The following is a 15211-nucleotide window of genomic DNA, read 5'->3' on the forward strand; positions in this document are numbered from 1 at the left end:
GTTCCAGCTTCGCCTCTCCTTCGTCGAGCCTCGCTGAACCACCGGGTTCACGCGGAGGTGCCATGGTCGACCAGCGACGCAGGTGGCCCGGCTGTTTCGCCGCGCTCACCGCGGCCCTGCTGATCGTGGCGCCGGCCGCCACCGCGGATCCGGTTTCGGTCGGTGCTGCCGAGGGACCGGCCGAGCTGGCCATGCTGGACGCACTGCCGATCAAGGGCCGCGCGCCCAAGACCGGCTACTCGCGCGGCCTGTTCGGCCAGGCGTGGAGCGACGACGTCACGGTGCCCGGCGGCCACAACGGCTGCGACACCCGCAACGACATCCTGCGCCGCGACCTGGTCGACATCGAGATCAAGCCGGGCACCGCCGATTGCGTAGTGACGTCCGGCGTCTTGGACGATCCCTACACCGGCACCGCGATCGCCTTCCAGCGCGGTCGGGGTACCTCCCAGGCGGTGCAGATCGACCATGTGGTGGCGTTGTCGGATGCCTGGCAGAAGGGCGCCCAGCAGTGGGATGAGCTCACCCGCCGCAACTTCGCCAACGATCCGCTGAACCTGCAGGCCACCAGCGGGCCGATCAACGAGCAGAAAGGCGATGGCGACGCAGCCACCTGGCTACCGCCCAACAAGTTCTATCGCTGCGCCTACGTCTCGCGGATCGTCGCGGTGAAGTCCGGCTACGGCCTGTGGGTGACCGAGGCGGAGCACGACGCGATCGAGCGGATTCTCACCGGCGAATGTGGCGCGCCGGGCGGCTAACCCAGCCGGGCCGCCGCCGCCGCGATCCGCTCGTCGGTGGCGGTAAGCGCCACCCGCACGTACTGCGCACCGGCCGGGCCGTAGAACTCGCCGGGCGCTACCAAGATGCCGCGCTGGGCCAGCCAGTCGACGGTGTTCCGGCACGCCTCGCCGCGAGTGGCCCACAGGTAGAGCCCGCCCTGGGAGCGCTCGATGGTGAAGCCGGCCGCCTGCATCGCCGGCAGCAGCGCCGCGCGGCGGCGGGCGTAGCGCTCACGCTGTTCGTGCTCATGGGCGTCGTCGTCCAGGGCGGCGACCATGGCCGCCTGAATCGGGGTGGGCACCATCATCCCGGCGTGTTTGCGTACCGCGAGCAGTTCGGCCACCACCGCGGCGTCCCCGGCGACGAAACCGGCTCGATAGCCCGCCAGCGAGGAGGTCTTCGACAGCGAGTGCACCGCCAGCAGGCCGCGGTGGTCGCCGTCGCACACCGCCGGGTGCAGCACCGAGAAGGGTGCGGTGTCCTCCCAGCCCAACCCGAGGTAGCACTCATCGGAGATCACCAGGACGTCATGCTCGCGGGCCCAGGCCACCACGGCGCGCAGCTCGTCGACTGTCGCGATCGCCCCGGTCGGGTTGCTCGGCGAATTCAGGTACACCAGGGCCGGCGGCGGACCGTCGAGCAGCTGCGGGGCATCGCCGCGCACCCATCGGGCGCCGGCCAGCCGGGCGCCCACCTCGTAGGTCGGGTAGGCCAATTCGGGCACCACGACCACGTCCTGATCGCCGAGGCCGAGCAGGCTCGGCAGCCAGGCGATGAGTTCTTTGGTGCCGATGACGGGCAGCACCGCCGACTCGGCCAGGCCGGTGATCCCGTAACGCCGTTGCAGCGCGGCAACCGCCGAGGCGCGCAGCGCCGCGGTGCCGGCGGTGGTGGGATACCCGGGCGCGGAGGATGCCGCCGCCAGTGCCTCGCGGATGAGCGGGGCGACGGGGTCGACCGGGGTGCCGACCGACAGGTCCACGATGCCGTCGGGATGCGCCTTGGCCAGTGCCGTCGCCTCGGCCAGGGTGTCCCAGGGAAATGTCGGCAGTACGGCCGATCTGCCGCCGCGCACGGGACTCACGAGGCTGCGGCGACGCAGGGCGGATTCATCGGTCCTGATAGTAGAGGCCGCTGCGGCGTCACGACCACCACGGCCCATGGGGCCACGGCGGCTATGCACTCAGTTGCTGTGCAACAAGTTGCATAGGTGGTGCGCGGCTGCCTATGCTTCCCCGCGTGGCACTTCCGCACGCGATCCTGGTGTCGTTGAGCGAGCAGTCGGGTTCGGGCTACGAGCTCACGCACCGCTTCGACCGCTCGATCGGCTATTTCTGGAGCGCCACTCACCAGCAGATCTACCGGACGCTGCGGGCCATGGAGGCTGACGGTTGGGTGCAGGTCACCGAGGTGGCCCAGCAGGGCCGCCCGGACAAGAAGGTCTACACCGTCGCCGAGGCGGGTCGCGCGGAGCTGGCCCGCTGGATCGCGGCTCCACTGGCCGGCCGCGGAAGCTCGGTGGTGGACAACCGGCTCCGCGAACTGGCCGTCAAGATCCGCGGCGCGGGCCACAGCGACCGCGCCACGGTCCGCGCACAGGCCGTGGACCTGCGCGCTGAACGTGGCGAGCGATTGGACGTCTACCGCGCGCTGGAGAAGAAGCAATTCCCGGATCCGCGCTCGCTGACCGGCGCCGCGCTCCATCAGTACCTGGTGTTGCGCGGCGGCATTCGTGCGGAGGAGAGCGCAATTGACTGGCTTGACGAGGTTGAACAGGCACTGAGGTGAAGGGTCCACTGTGACAACAGAATCCACCAATCCCTATCCACTCTTGATGGCCCCGCTGGACCTGGGTTTCACGACCCTGCCCAACCGCGTGGTCATGGGTTCGATGCACACCGGCCTGGAAGACCGCGCCGGCGACACGGCCAAACTGGCCGAGTACTTCGCGGCACGCGCCCGCGGCGGCGTAGGGCTGATCATCACCGGCGGATACGCCCCGAACCGGTCGGGTTGGCTGCTGCCGTTCGCCTCAGCAATGACCACCCGCGCCGACGCGCGACGCCATCGGCGCATCACCGACGCCGTGCACGATGCCGGCGGCAAGATCGCGCTGCAGATTCTGCATGCGGGACGCTATGCCTACCACCCGTTTTCGGTCAGCGCGTCGAGTATCAAGGCACCGATCAACCCGTTCCGGCCGAGGGCGTTGTCCACCAGCGGGGTCGAGTCGACGATCGCCGACTTCGCCCGAGCCGCCGAATTGGCCCGCGAGGCCGGCTATGACGGTGTGGAGATCATGGGCAGCGAGGGCTACCTGCTGAACCAGTTCCTGGCAGCGCGCACCAACCGGCGCACCGACCGCTACGGCGGTACGGCCGCCAATCGGCGCCGCTTCCCGGTGCAGATCGTCGCTCGCACCCGCGCGGCGGTCGGCGACGACTTCATCATCTGCTATCGGATGTCGATGGCCGACTACGTCGAGGATGGCCAGAGCTGGGAGGAAATCCTCGCGCTGGCAACCGAAGTCGAGGCGGCCGGCACCACCATGATCAACTCCGGCTTCGGCTGGCATGAAGCGCGGGTGCCGACCATCGTGACTTCGGTTCCCAACAATGCGTTCGTCGACATCTCGCACGCCGTCGCCGATCACGTCACGATCCCGGTGGTGGCGTCCAACCGGATCAACATGCCGCAGGCCGCCGAGCAGGTCCTCGCCGAGACGTCGGTGCGCCTGATCTCGATGGCCCGCCCGATGCTGGCCGACCCGGACTGGGTGCGCAAGGCTGCCGACGGCCGTGCCGATGAGATCAACACCTGCATCGCGTGCAATCAGGCCTGCCTGGACCACGCCTTCGTGCACAAGAAGGTCTCCTGCCTGGTCAACCCCCGAGCCGGTCACGAAACCACGCTGGTGCTCAGTCCGACGCGGCGGCGCCGGCGCATCGCGGTGGTGGGCGCCGGTCCGGCCGGTTTGTCGGCAGCGGTATCGGCCGCCGAACGCGACCACGACGTGACGCTGTTTGAGGCGAACGAGTTCATCGGGGGCCAATTCGACTTGGCCAAGAGGATCCCCGGCAAAGAGGAGTTCGCCGCGACGATCCGCTACTTCACGACCATGCTGGACAAGTACGCCGTGACGGTGCGTCTGGGTAGCCGCGCTCACGTCGACGAGCTGACCGGCTTCGACGAGGTGGTGCTGGCTACCGGGGTCAAGCCGCGGATCCCGCAGATCCCCGGCATCGAGCATCCGATGGTGATGTCGTATGCCGAGGCGATCGCGGGCCGACCGGTGGGCTCCTCGGTGGCGGTGGTGGGTGCCGGCGGGATCGGTTTCGACGTCAGTGAATTCCTGGTCCTGGATTCGCCCGACTCCTCACCGACGCTGCACCTCAAAGAGTGGAAGGCCGAATGGGGCGCCGCCGACCCCTGGGAGGCCAGGGGCGCATTGCTGCCGCCGGACCCGGCGCCGCCGGCCCGCCAGGTGTATCTGTTGGCCCGCACCGCAGGCGCCCAGGGCCGCAAGTTGGGCAAGACCAGCGGCTGGGTACACCGGGCATCGTTGAAAGCCAAGAACGTCCAGCAGCTCTCCGGGGTGAACTACGACCGCATCGATGATGACGGGTTGCACATCAGCTACGGCCCGAACAAGTCACGCCCGCAGGTGTTGGCCGTGGACAACGTGGTGATCTGCGCCGGGCAGGAGTCGGTGCGCGACCTCGAAGACGGATTGCGGTCCCGCGGCACGACACCGCACATCATCGGTGGGGCGGCACTGGCGTCCGAGCTGGATGCCAAGCGGGCCATCAAGCAGGGCACCGAGCTGGCCGCCCGCCTCTGACGCGATTTCGGCGCGGCTTTGCCCGCTGAGCGGGACAAACCGCGCCGAAATCGCAGGAAGGTCAGGCCGGCAGCGGCGCGTAGTCGGTGCTGCGCTGGCGGGCCGGGCGGCCGATACCCTCGGCGATCGACGTCAGCTCCGCGATGGTCTTGGCCGATCCATGCTCGGAGCCGGCCATCCGCGAGATGGTCTCCTCCATCAGCGTGCCGCCCAGGTCATTGGCTCCACCGTTGAGCATCACCTGGGTGCGCTCCACACCCAACTTGACCCAGCTGGTCTGGATGTTGGGGATGCGGTCGTGCAACATGATCCGCGCCAACGCATGTACGGCACGGTTGTCGCGATGACTCGGGCCGGGCCGCGCCCCACCGGCCAGATACAGCGGTGAGCTCTGATGCACGAACGGCAACGGTACAAACTCGGTGAAGCCGCCGGTGCGGTCCTGGATGCCACGCAACACCCGCAGGTGTCCGATCCAATGCCGCGGGGAGTCGATGTGGCCGTACATCATCGTCGAGCTGGACCGCAGCCCCACCTCGTGGGCAGTGCTGACCACCTCCACCCACATCGAAGTCGGTAGCTTGCCTTTGGTGAGCACCCAGCGGATCTCGTCGTCGAGGATCTCGGCGGCGGTGCCCGGAATGCTGCCCAGCCCCGCCTCCCGCAGGCTGATCAGCCATTCCCGAATGCTCAAACCGCTCTTGGACACCCCGTTGGTGATCTCCATCGGTGAGAACGCGTGTACGTGCATCGACGGCACCCGCGCCTTGACCGCACGGACCAGATCGGCGTAACCGGTGACCGGCAGCTCCGGGTCGATGCCGCCCTGCATGCAGACCTCGGTGGCGCCCGCCAGATGCGCCTCGTAGGCACGCTCACCGACCTCGGCATTCGACAGCGAGAAGGCGTCGGCGTCGCCTTTGCGCTGGGCGAAGGCACAGAACCGACAGCCGACGTAGCAGATGTTGGTGAAGTTGATGTTGCGGTTGACCACGTAGGTCACGTCGTCGCCGACGGTGTCGCGACGCAGCGAGTCGGCCAGTGCGGCAACGGCGTCCATGGCCGGTCCGTCCGCGGTGGCCAATGCCAGATACTCGGCGTCGGTGCAGCCGGCCGGGTCACGCTCGGCTGAACGCAGCGCGGCCAGCACATCGGTGTCGACGCGTTCGGGCGCACGAGCCGCCAGTTGATGAATCTGCTCGCGGATCGACTCCCAGTCCCCGAAAGCGCTGCCGAGATCACTGCGCGTCTCGGTGGCCCGGCCGTCGACGTCGATCGCGGTATGCAGGTCCACCCGGCCGGCGGACTGCACCTCATCGGGTTCCTGCCAGGCCAGCCCGACCGGATTGATGTCGCGGGCCCAGCCGGTGTCCGGGTCGGCCAGCGCCGCGACGTGCGGGCGCACGCGCGGATCGATCCACGCCGCACCGGCCAGCACGTAGTCGGGCTGGGCGGTAAGCCGCTGCACCAGGTCATAGCCGGCTTGTTCGGTGATCGTGGCCAGGTCGTCCAGTGCCGGCCAGGGCCGTTCCGGATTGACGTGGTCGGGGGTCAGCGGCGACACTCCGCCCCAGTCGTCGACCCCGGCGCCGATCAGCGCCAGGCATTCCTCGGCCGACACCAGGTTGGGCGGTGCCTGCACCCGCATCTTGGGGCCCAGCACCAGCCGGGTCGCCGCCACCGTGGCCAGGAAATCCTCAAAACCTGTATCGGGCACCGCCGCCATCGCGGTGTGCTCCTTGGCCCGGAAGTTCTGCACGATGACTTCCTGGATGTGCCCGAACTCTTTGTGCACCTTGCGGATCGCGTGCAGCGTGTCGGCACGCTCCGCGAGCGTCTCGCCGATGCCGACCAACAGGCCGGTGGTGAACGGGATCGAGAGTCGGCCCGCGTCCGCCAGCGTGCGCAGGCGCACCACCGGATCCTTGTCCGGGCTGCCGTAGTGCGCCAGTCCTTTGGTCTCGAACAGCCGCCGGGAGGTGGTTTCGAGCATCATGCCCATCGACGGCGCCACCGGCTTGAGCCGCGACATCTCCGACCAGCTCATCACCCCGGGATTCAGGTGCGGCAGCAGGCCGGTCTCTTCCAGCACCAGGATGGCCATCGCCCGGACGTAGGCCAGCGTGCTGTCGTAGCCGCGCTCGTCGAGCCACTGACGCGCCTCGGGCCAGCGGTCTTCGGGTCGGTCGCCCAGGGTGAACAGTGCCTCCTTGCAACCCAACTCGGCGCCGCGGCGGGCGATGTCGAGGATCTCGTCGGGACCCAGGTACATCTGCTTGCCCTGCGCTCGCAGCACGCCGGGCACGGTGACGAAGGTGCAGTAGTGGCAGGTGTCGCGGCACAAGTGGGTGACCGGGATGAACACCTTGCGCGAGTAACTGACCGGCAGCCGCCCACCCGGCCCGCGCCGGCCGCCCGACACCAGTCCGGCGTCGCGCACCCGGGCCGCGCTCGCGCACAGGTCGGCCAGGTCGTCGCCCCGCGCCGTCATCGCGATGGCGGTTTCCTCTGGATTGAGAAGGACGCCGTCGCGAGCACGTCGCAGTACGCGGCGCAGTGCCGACCGCGCCGCCGCCGACACGACCGGCGGACGCGACGCATCAGGCAGATCCGGGGGCAGTGTCACGTCACCACAACTCGGAACCGCTTGCTGTTCATTGTGCACACCCCATACTTTTCCAGATCTCGGCAAGCCGCTTCCGATTCACCAGCCAGGGTACGTCTGCCCGGGCAGGCCAAAGGCCCGGAAACAAGGGGGAAACCGGGGAACTTGCGCTGCTCGAACCGTCTCCGGTCGCCGCGACAGCCGCGCCCGCCAGCGCCACCAACGACCCTCCCGAACCCAAGACATTTGCCTGGATTTACTTAGCATTTCACAGCATGATGCTCACGGCAGGGCGTGAGGGTGCGTCTCGCGTGCACGCCATCTGGGTCGTTATTCACCCCCAGCCGAGAACCATATGCCTACTATATGTCTAGTTACCCATAATTATGGTCTATTGACTACTATTCCAGACTGTTATTTACTGGGCGGAACAGTAAGGAGTCATCATGCAAATCTCAGCTACTCGTTGGTTCACACCCCTGGTTGCGGCGACATGCATCGCGGGTAACCCCGCAGTCATCCCAGCGGTACCGCATGCTGACGTTCAGGTCCACCCAGTGGTCTTGACCGCGGAGGCCCTGCCCGCCGATCTACTGGAATCTCTGGGGCCGGGCCTGCTCGAATCCCTAGGTTCAAGCGAACTGTCGGACATCGCTGGTGACGCGGCGGGCGGCTTTTTCGGGCTCGGATATCTCATTGCAGAAGTGATAGGGGTGTTCAACTCGGTGGTATCCGCGCTGTTGACGCCCATCAGCTGGATTCCGATCGTCGGATCCCTGGCCACATCGTTGATCTGGGCCCCGATCAATCTGATCGAAGGAATCATTTGGCCGTTGCTCGTGGGTTCGTACTACCCCTACTACCCCTACTACGCCGAGGCCACCGATTCCGGCGCCCCAGTCGGGTTGTCGGACATGCCGGCGCCTGCGGAGTTCAGCCTGCCCGACACGGCGCTGAACGTCGACGCACTGGAGGCGGGGGACCTGGGCGACGCGGTTCAGTACGTGGGTGCGTCGCTGCTGGACATGTTCCTGTAGCCAAGAATCGGGCTAGGCCTGATTTCCTAGACAGTGCCGGCCAGCGCCTGGCGACGCCGCCACAGCACCCACCCGGGCGGCGCGCTGCCCAGCACGATCATCAGTAGCACGCCATAGGCCATCACGCCGCGGTCGGCGAAGATCAGGTCGTCCCCTGGACCACCGAAGGTCATCAACGCGATGGTCAACAACCAGGACCACAGCGGCAGCACCGCCAATCGCAGTGACGCGGTGCAGCGCTGCGCGACCCACACCAGGCCGGCGTTGACCAGGCCCCCGATCAGGGCACTAACCGGAAAGGGGACCGCACCGATATGCGCTGGCAATAGCAGCGCGGTAGCCACGGCGCAGAGCGCGCCGTCGAGGGCAAGCAGCGCCAGCACGACGAAGTTGAATGCCGGCGTATCAGTGGGCATCGCGGGCTCGGTGAGCGACGCGACGGGGCTCAAGTGGGGATGCTCTCCAGCTGGCTGACCAACGAACCAACCATCCACTGGTAGCTGTCGAGCCACCACTGCCAGTGCTCCAAGTTCGGGTCCAGATCGGGATCCATGCCTAAACCACCTAAGTCCTTGCCGCTACAAAAACTGCTCAGCAGGAGCCTACCCTGTGACCGTCCTCATCGAGCTGAAGTCCGGCCAGGAGATCGGTTTCCCATCCCCGGCCGTCGCGCGGACCGGGATCACCGGCAACCAGGACGTAATGTTCAGCGTCCAAAATCGGCTGGACCACGTTGTTCGACAAGGCGAACGCCCGGCCGGTCGGCCCGACGGTGATCTGGGTGGCATGGGCGTTCATGGCTGCCACCTTGGCCGCGCGTGCCTCCGCGGCCTCGATCACCGCATCGATCCGGTCGTCGGAGAAGTCCCCGATCGCCTGCGCGTCCGGCGCATCGGCCACCGTCCAATGCGGCAGCCGATCGGTGTCTTGCAGCTCTTCGAGGGCGGTTCGCCGGGCGCTGCCGGCGGTCACCGTCCAGTAGAACTTCGGGGTGGCCCAGCCTGGTTCGGAGCCGTCCTCTGCCGCTGCGGCCAGCGCCGCAGTGGTGACGCGATGGGCGTGTATGTGATCGGGATGGCCGTACCCACCGCTCGGGTCGTAGCTGACGACCACGTGCGGGCGTAGCTCCCGGACGATGGCCGCCAGCGCCCCGACGGACTCGGCATCGTCGGCGTCGATGAACCGCTGCTGTCGCCGCGCCGGGGTGCCGCTCATCCCCGAGTCACGCCAGCGTCCCGCGCCGCCGAGAAACTGCGGCGGGCCAACTCCCAACGCCTGCAGCGCCGCAGTCAGCTCACCTATCCGATAGCCACCCAACTGGTCGGCCCCGTCCACCGCCAGGCGCGCCCAACGGCCCCCGATGACCTCACCCTCCTCCCCCAGCGTGCAGGTCACCACATGCACGTCAGCGCCGCGGGCGGCGTAGTGGGCGATCGTCGCCCCGGTGGTCAGGGTTTCGTCATCGGGGTGGGCATGCACGAACAGCAACCGCGGAATCGGATCCGACACGCCAAAACCCTACCGCCGCACGCCGAATGGTTCAGCGGCCCGCACACCGATCAGAACAGACCGCCGAACAGTCCATCCCAGTCGATGCTGCCCAACAGCAGCGCAAGGTTGTCACCCTGAATCGCGTTGACGACCTCGTTGAACTCGTCTGGACCGAACCCAAGCAGGGTGGTCCAGTCGGTGTCCAGGATCGCCGGATCGAAGTGGCCGAGCAGGCTCTCTTGGGTATTGAAGCTGATCCCAAACAGCTCGTTGAACGCGGCCTCATTCTGCGCCAGCACCGTGTTGTTGACGCTGAAAATCCAGTTCACGGCGTCGTTGAATTCGGGGTTGTCGCTGAACAGCCGCTCGGCGGCGGCCTGCTGCGCTGCGACAAGCGCACTGTTGAACTCCGCCTCCATCGTGATGATGGCGGAGTTCATCGCCTGCTGCGCGTCCGGGATCGCCTGCAGGATGAGACCGATGCCGGTTGCCACATCGGCCGCAGCAATGTTGGCAACCTGTCCTGCTCCGCCGCTGAACGCTCCGGCACCCGGGATCTCCGACCCACCCAAGTCCGGTATGAAAGCAGGCAACCCGAGCGGCAGATTCTGCGGGTCGAAGCTGCCCCCGGTCAGCTCGTTCAACGCGCTCTCATCCAGCTCGCCCCCGTGGAACGTCGAGCCGACTCCGTAGGCGCCGTCACCGCTTCCGAAGAGCAGAGACCCTAGGTTGATCTCCTGGGCGTCGCCGCCGGCGCCGACGATGTCCGGCCGGACGTGATTTTCGATGACGTCCAGGCCCGGGCTCACGTCGACGTTTGCCGCAGCCAGGTCGACGTCGCGGATTTGTACGTCCGGCAAGGCCGGGGTCATCGACGTCAGCACTGCGACCAGACTTCCGACGCCAAGAGCTGCGGCCGCGACGGTGGCGCAGCGGTGAGCGAGGTGTTCCATTGACAAATCCCCCTCCGACGAGTCCAGCGCAGGTTTGCTTAATCCTACCCAAGAATTGCCTGTGCGCAAGACTCCGTTAATGCCGATTCCCGCTAGCGTCCACCTGTTGCTCCCCCGTGGACCACCAGCCTGGGCAAGCCTAACGCCTGGGGTACACGGCTAGGGCAACTTGACCCAGTTTCCGGCCTCGCCGACGATGCCCACCGGTACCGCCCCGGTCAGGCTGACGTTGGTCACGCTCGGACCGACGGCCACGATCGTGGTGTCCTGCAGGATCGGCAGCACCGTCGCCATATTCCAGAGCCGGGGTTCAACGGAGGCGATCACGTCGCCGATGGACTTGCTGCCATCGATGGCCGCATCGATCTCGCCCTGGATGGCATGGTCGCAGACGCCGGTGATGTTCGACGGAGCCTGTATCAGCGCCCCGGGCGCGGCGTAGCGGGGTGGAATCTTCGAGGTAGTGGTGGCCGGTGCCGGCGCGGGCGTCGGCAACTGCGAGGCCGGAGTCGCCGGTGGCCCCGGCACCGGGCTGACCGAGGCGGGCACGGTCGTGGGTGCCAAGGCACCGCAGCCGTAGCGCGAAGCCAGCAGCGTCGCCAGGTCGCCGCCGGCCTGCTGCCAGCCGACGATCGCATCGACCTGGTGGGTGACCAGGGCTTCCCGGTAGAGCTTCACCGGGTCCAGCGCCAGGACCGTGGCGGCTACACCGACGTTGCGCAATTGGTCGGCAGCGGTGTTGGCCACGGCCTGCGAGGTCGGGTCGTTGGCCGCCACCCCGATGACCAGCGACAGCTGTTCCCCGCCCTTGCTGATCCGCCCCCGGGTGATCTCCGGCGGGTGTGGCACACCGGTGGCGGAGCCGGCCGGGGGAACCAGCGCGGACGGCGGCGCATCCTTTTCGACTCGGTAGCCGGCCGCTTGCAACAGCGCCAGCGCGGCCGATTCGGTCATCGCCGGCGGTGCGGTCGGCACATAGCCGGGGTCGCTGGGAGTGCGGATCTGGGCCTGGTCCAAGGTGACGGTGTTGTCGCTGCCGGCGCCCACCGTGGCCAGCAGGCCGACGTCGAGCAGTCCCAGAATGGCGCGGCGAACCCGCACATCGGCCAACTTGGGTTCCGCTGCCCGCAGCGCGAGCTGCATGATTCGGGGCGTGACCACCCGGGTGGTCTGTACCCCGGGGATCACCGACAGCTGCGCGAACGCCGCCGAGCCGCCGTGCACCTGAGCCACCTGGGTGTCCCCGTTGCGGATCGAGTCGGCCAGCGCCGCCGCTGACCCGGCGCGGCGGAACAAGACCAGGTCCGGCTTGGCCGGCGGGCCCCAGTAGCGGTCGTTGCGGGCGAGCAAGATCGCGTCGCGCTGCGGGTCGATGTTCTCCACCCGGAACTGACCACCGGTGACCGGCAGGGCCCGGGCCAGGCCTGCTGGGAATCCGCCCGGCACGTCCTTGACGATGTGCGCCGGAACGATGTTGTTGAACAGTTCCCGCCACGCCGGGTAAGGCTTGGCGAAAGTGACCACCACCTGCTTGCCGCCTTCGACGGAATGCACACCGGTGATCAGGTCATAGCCCGCCGGGTCGACGACGCCGGGCTGGGTGACCATCTGCTGCCACAGGTACCAGAAGTCGTCGGCGGCGATCGGCGCGTTGTCGGTCCAGGACGCCTCGGGCCGGATCCGGTAGGTGACGGTGAACGGCGCCTCGGAAGTCACGGTGGCCGACACCAACAGCGTCGGGTCCATCTCCCACCGCGAGCCGGTAGGCGTACTGGAGTCCGGGACGGGCCGAAACGCGCTGGGCAGCACCAGCGCGCTGATCGCCGCGGTGACCGCCGACAGGTCCGAACGCAGGTGGGGATTGAAGCCGGCCCCGATGGAATCGATGCCCATGATGATCTGGCTGATTCGCGGAGGCGGCGGCGCTGCGCTCTTCGGCGTCTCGGTGCTCTGCGGCGCCGGCGGCGGGTTCACCGTGCACCCCGACATCGCCTGCGTCAGTACCAGCATCGTTGCCGAAACCAGTGCCCCCGCCGTGACATGGGCGCGGCGGGCTGGTCTCGGCACGGCCACCAGGGTATCCGGGCGGTGATTTCGGCGCGAAAACCGTCGCCTCGCGGGCAGAACCGCGCCCAAATCTAGAGGTTCTTGGCTCGCGAACGCGCCCGCGCCCGCAGCGTCGAGTCCAGTTCGACCTTGCGGACCCGCACCACCTCGGGGGTGACCTCGACGCACTCGTCGGCGGCGCAGAACTCCATCGCCTGCTCCAGATCGAGCTCGATCGGACGGGCCAGCGTCTCCATCACATCGGCCGTCGACGACCGCATGTTGGTGAGCTTCTTCTCTTTGGTGACATTGATGTCGAGGTCTTCGGCCCGAGGATTGATCCCCACCACCATGCCTTGGTAGGTGTCCTGGCCCGGCTCGACGAAGAACTGCCCGCGGTCGGCCAACTGGATCAGGGCGAACGGGGTGATGGACCCGGCCCGGTCGGAGACCAGTGACCCGGTGTGGCGGGCGCGGATCTCACCGGCCCACGGCTGGTAGCCCTCGAACACCGCATTGGCGATGCCGGTGCCGCGTGTTTCGGTGAGAAAGTCTGTGCGCCAACCGATCAGGCCACGGCTGGGGATGATGAACTCCATCCGCACCCAGCCGGTGGTGTGGTTGGCCATCTCGGTCATCCGGCCCTTACGTGCCGCCGCCAGCTGGGTGATGGCGCCGACGTATTCCTCGGGGCAGTCGACAGTGAGATGTTCGAACGGCTCGTGCACCTTGCCGTCGACCTTGCGCGTCACCACTTGCGGCTTGCCGACGGTCAGCTCGAAGCCCTCCCGGCGCATCTGCTCGACCAGGATGGCCAGCGCCAGCTCGCCACGGCCCTGCACCTCCCAGGCGTCCGGCCGGCCGATGTCGACCACCCGGACCGAGACGTTGCCGATCAGCTCGGTGTCCAGGCGGGTCTTCACCATGCGGGCGGTCAGCTTGTGGCCGGAGACCTTGCCCGCCAGCGGCGAGGTGTTGGTGCCGATCGTCACCGAGATCGCCGGCTCGTCGACGGTGATGCGCGGCAGCGCGACCGGAGAGGCCAGATCGGCCAGGGTGTCACCGATCATGATGTCGGGAATGCCGGCGACCGCCACGATATCTCCGGCCGCCGCTTCCTCCGTCGCGGTGCGCTCAACACCCTCGGTGACCAGCAGCTCGGTGATCTTGGCCGTGGTGGTCACCGGTTCCCCGTCGACCTCCCGCATCCAGGCGACCTGCTGGCCCTTGCGGATGCGACCGTTGTAGACCCGGATCAGCGCGAGCCGGCCCAGGAACGGCGATGCGTCGAGGTTGGTCACCAACGCCTGCAACGGCGCCTCCGGGTCACCCGACGGCGCCGGTACGTGCTCGAGCAGCACGTCGAACAGCGGGTCCAGATTCTCGCCGTCCGGGATCTGACCGTCGGCGGGCGCGGTGGTGCTGGCCACGCCAGCCCGTCCGGAGGCGTACAGCGTGGGCAATCCCAGGGCGTGCTCGGCGGCGGCCTGCGCCTCGTCGTCGAGGTCGCTGGCTACGTCGAGCAGCAGGTCGTGGCTCGCGTCGACCACCTCGGCAATGCGGGCATCGGGCCGGTCGGTCTTGTTGACCACCAAGATCACCGGCAGGTGCGCGGCCAGCGCCTTGCGCAGCACGAACCGGGTCTGCGGCAGCGGCCCCTCGGACGCGTCGACCAGCAGGACCACGCCGTCGACCATGGACAGCCCGCGCTCCACCTCGCCGCCGAAGTCGGCGTGGCCCGGGGTGTCGATCACGTTGATGACGGTGACGGTTCCATCGGCGTGGTGGCGGTGCACGGCCGTGTTCTTGGCCAGGATCGTGATGCCCTTTTCCCGCTCCAGATCCCCGGAGTCCATGACGCGCTCTTGCGCCTCACCGCGTTCCTGCAGGGCGCCCGACTGGCGGAGCATGGCGTCGACCAGAGTCGTCTTGCCGTGGTCTACGTGCGCGACGATGGCGACGTTACGAAAGTTCACCGGGCGATTCTGCCAGCGCACCCTGTCAATCGCGAAAACGTGAAAGCCACGTCACAACCCGAAGGGCGACTCGGCGGAGAACCTCTCGAGTTCCTTGACGTGCAGTTCGGTCAGCGATTGCAGGCACTGCGCCGCCGTCTCGGTCAGCTGAAGCCGGATCACCCGCTGGTCGCCGGCGTCGCGGACCCGGGTGACCAGGCCGGCCGCTTCGGCGCGCTGGATCAGTTCTCCCGCACTGTGGTGGCGCAACAGCAGATAATCCGCGATGTCGCCGACCGTCGGCCCCCGCGAGTCACCGTGGCCGCGCACCGCCAACAACAACTGGTGCTGCGCGGGGGTGAGTCCAGCCGCTTGCGCCTGGTCGGCGCTCCACCGCTCGAAGCGCCGCAACCGCGTGCGGAACGCAAGCAGTCGCGAATAGACGTCGTCAGGCAGTGGCACGTCTGTAACTTTATGCCGAGCCCCGCCGGCGTGCGCAG

General features: G+C 67.8%; 12 protein-coding genes. 4 read left to right on the forward strand and 8 right to left on the reverse strand.

The window, feature by feature from the left end:
* The first annotated feature begins 62 nt into the window (after window positions 1-62).
* A complete protein-coding gene (locus NM962_14465) occupies window positions 63-761 on the forward strand; it encodes an HNH endonuclease family protein (GenBank protein ID UVO11190.1) in 699 nt (232 codons plus the stop codon).
* On the opposite strand, the gene dapC is transcribed toward NM962_14465, so the two are convergent.
* The gene (gene dapC, locus NM962_14470; protein ID UVO14742.1) at window positions 758-1858 is read right to left on the reverse strand and encodes a succinyldiaminopimelate transaminase; all 1101 of its coding nucleotides are present in this window, start codon (window positions 1856-1858) and stop codon (window positions 758-760) included. The two genes, NM962_14465 and dapC, sit on opposite strands and share 4 nt — an antisense overlap.
* A 164-nt stretch (window positions 1859-2022) precedes the next feature.
* Here dapC and NM962_14475 point away from each other — a divergent pair, with 164 nt between their 5' ends.
* Window positions 2023-2571, forward strand: a complete 549-nt coding sequence (locus NM962_14475; GenBank protein UVO11191.1) for a PadR family transcriptional regulator — start codon at window positions 2023-2025, stop codon at window positions 2569-2571.
* A gap of 46 nt (window positions 2572-2617) precedes the next feature.
* Complete coding sequence (locus NM962_14480) at window positions 2618-4624, forward strand: NADPH-dependent 2,4-dienoyl-CoA reductase (protein ID UVO14743.1); 2007 nt, start codon at window positions 2618-2620, stop codon at window positions 4622-4624.
* A gap of 61 nt (window positions 4625-4685) precedes the next feature.
* On the opposite strand, the gene NM962_14485 is transcribed toward NM962_14480, so the two are convergent.
* Window positions 4686-7244, reverse strand: coding sequence for a bifunctional FO biosynthesis protein CofGH (locus NM962_14485; protein ID UVO14744.1), 2559 nt, complete (start codon window positions 7242-7244; stop codon window positions 4686-4688).
* Window positions 7245-7675: 431 nt separating this feature from the next.
* Here NM962_14485 and NM962_14490 point away from each other — a divergent pair, with 431 nt between their 5' ends.
* Window positions 7676-8266 carry a hypothetical protein gene (locus tag NM962_14490; GenBank protein ID UVO11192.1) on the forward strand — a complete coding sequence of 197 codons (591 nt, stop codon included), beginning with the start codon at window positions 7676-7678 and terminating at the stop codon, window positions 8264-8266.
* A gap of 26 nt (window positions 8267-8292) precedes the next feature.
* Here NM962_14490 and NM962_14495 read toward each other — a convergent pair whose 3' ends face one another.
* The 6 genes from NM962_14495 to NM962_14520 all read right to left on the reverse strand — a co-directional run bounded on the left by NM962_14495 (window position 8293) and on the right by NM962_14520 (window position 15173).
* Window positions 8293-8682: a hypothetical protein gene (locus NM962_14495; GenBank protein UVO14745.1), complete on the reverse strand. Its 390-nt coding sequence runs from the start codon at window positions 8680-8682 to the stop codon at window positions 8293-8295.
* Window positions 8683-8857: 175 nt separating this feature from the next.
* Window positions 8858-9775 (reverse strand): N-acetyl-1-D-myo-inositol-2-amino-2-deoxy-alpha-D-glucopyranoside deacetylase, encoded by a 918-nt coding sequence (gene mshB / locus NM962_14500; GenBank protein ID UVO11193.1) that lies wholly within the window; start codon window positions 9773-9775, stop codon window positions 8858-8860.
* A 50-nt stretch (window positions 9776-9825) separates the two neighbouring features.
* Window positions 9826-10710, reverse strand: a complete 885-nt coding sequence (locus NM962_14505) for a hypothetical protein (protein ID UVO11194.1) — start codon at window positions 10708-10710, stop codon at window positions 9826-9828.
* 159 nt (window positions 10711-10869) lie between these two features.
* Window positions 10870-12783, reverse strand: coding sequence for an ABC transporter family substrate-binding protein (locus NM962_14510; GenBank protein UVO11195.1), 1914 nt, complete (start codon window positions 12781-12783; stop codon window positions 10870-10872).
* A 65-nt stretch (window positions 12784-12848) separates the two neighbouring features.
* Window positions 12849-14732 (reverse strand): translational GTPase TypA, encoded by a 1884-nt coding sequence (gene typA, locus NM962_14515; GenBank protein ID UVO11196.1) that lies wholly within the window; start codon window positions 14730-14732, stop codon window positions 12849-12851.
* Between the two features lie 51 nt (window positions 14733-14783).
* On the reverse strand, window positions 14784-15173 hold the full coding sequence (locus NM962_14520) for a MarR family transcriptional regulator (GenBank protein UVO11197.1): 390 nt from the start codon (window positions 15171-15173) through the stop codon (window positions 14784-14786).
* Between the last annotated feature and the right edge of the window lie 38 nt (window positions 15174-15211).

The organism is Mycobacterium sp. SVM_VP21, assembly GCA_024758765.1.
Lineage (GTDB): Bacteria > Actinomycetota > Actinomycetes > Mycobacteriales > Mycobacteriaceae > Mycobacterium > Mycobacterium heraklionense_C.

Coding starts and splice junctions, on each gene's coding strand:
- NM962_14465 (UVO11190.1), top strand. CDS start 63: ATGGTCGACCAGCGACGCAGGTGGCCCGGCTGTTTCGCCGCGCTCACC.
- NM962_14480 (UVO14743.1), top strand. CDS start 2,618: ATGGCCCCGCTGGACCTGGGTTTCACGACCCTGCCCAACCGCGTGGTC.
- NM962_14490 (UVO11192.1), top strand. CDS start 7,676: ATGCAAATCTCAGCTACTCGTTGGTTCACACCCCTGGTTGCGGCGACA.
- NM962_14495 (UVO14745.1), bottom strand. CDS start 8,682: ATGCCCACTGATACGCCGGCATTCAACTTCGTCGTGCTGGCGCTGCTT.
- NM962_14505 (UVO11194.1), bottom strand. CDS start 10,710: ATGGAACACCTCGCTCACCGCTGCGCCACCGTCGCGGCCGCAGCTCTT.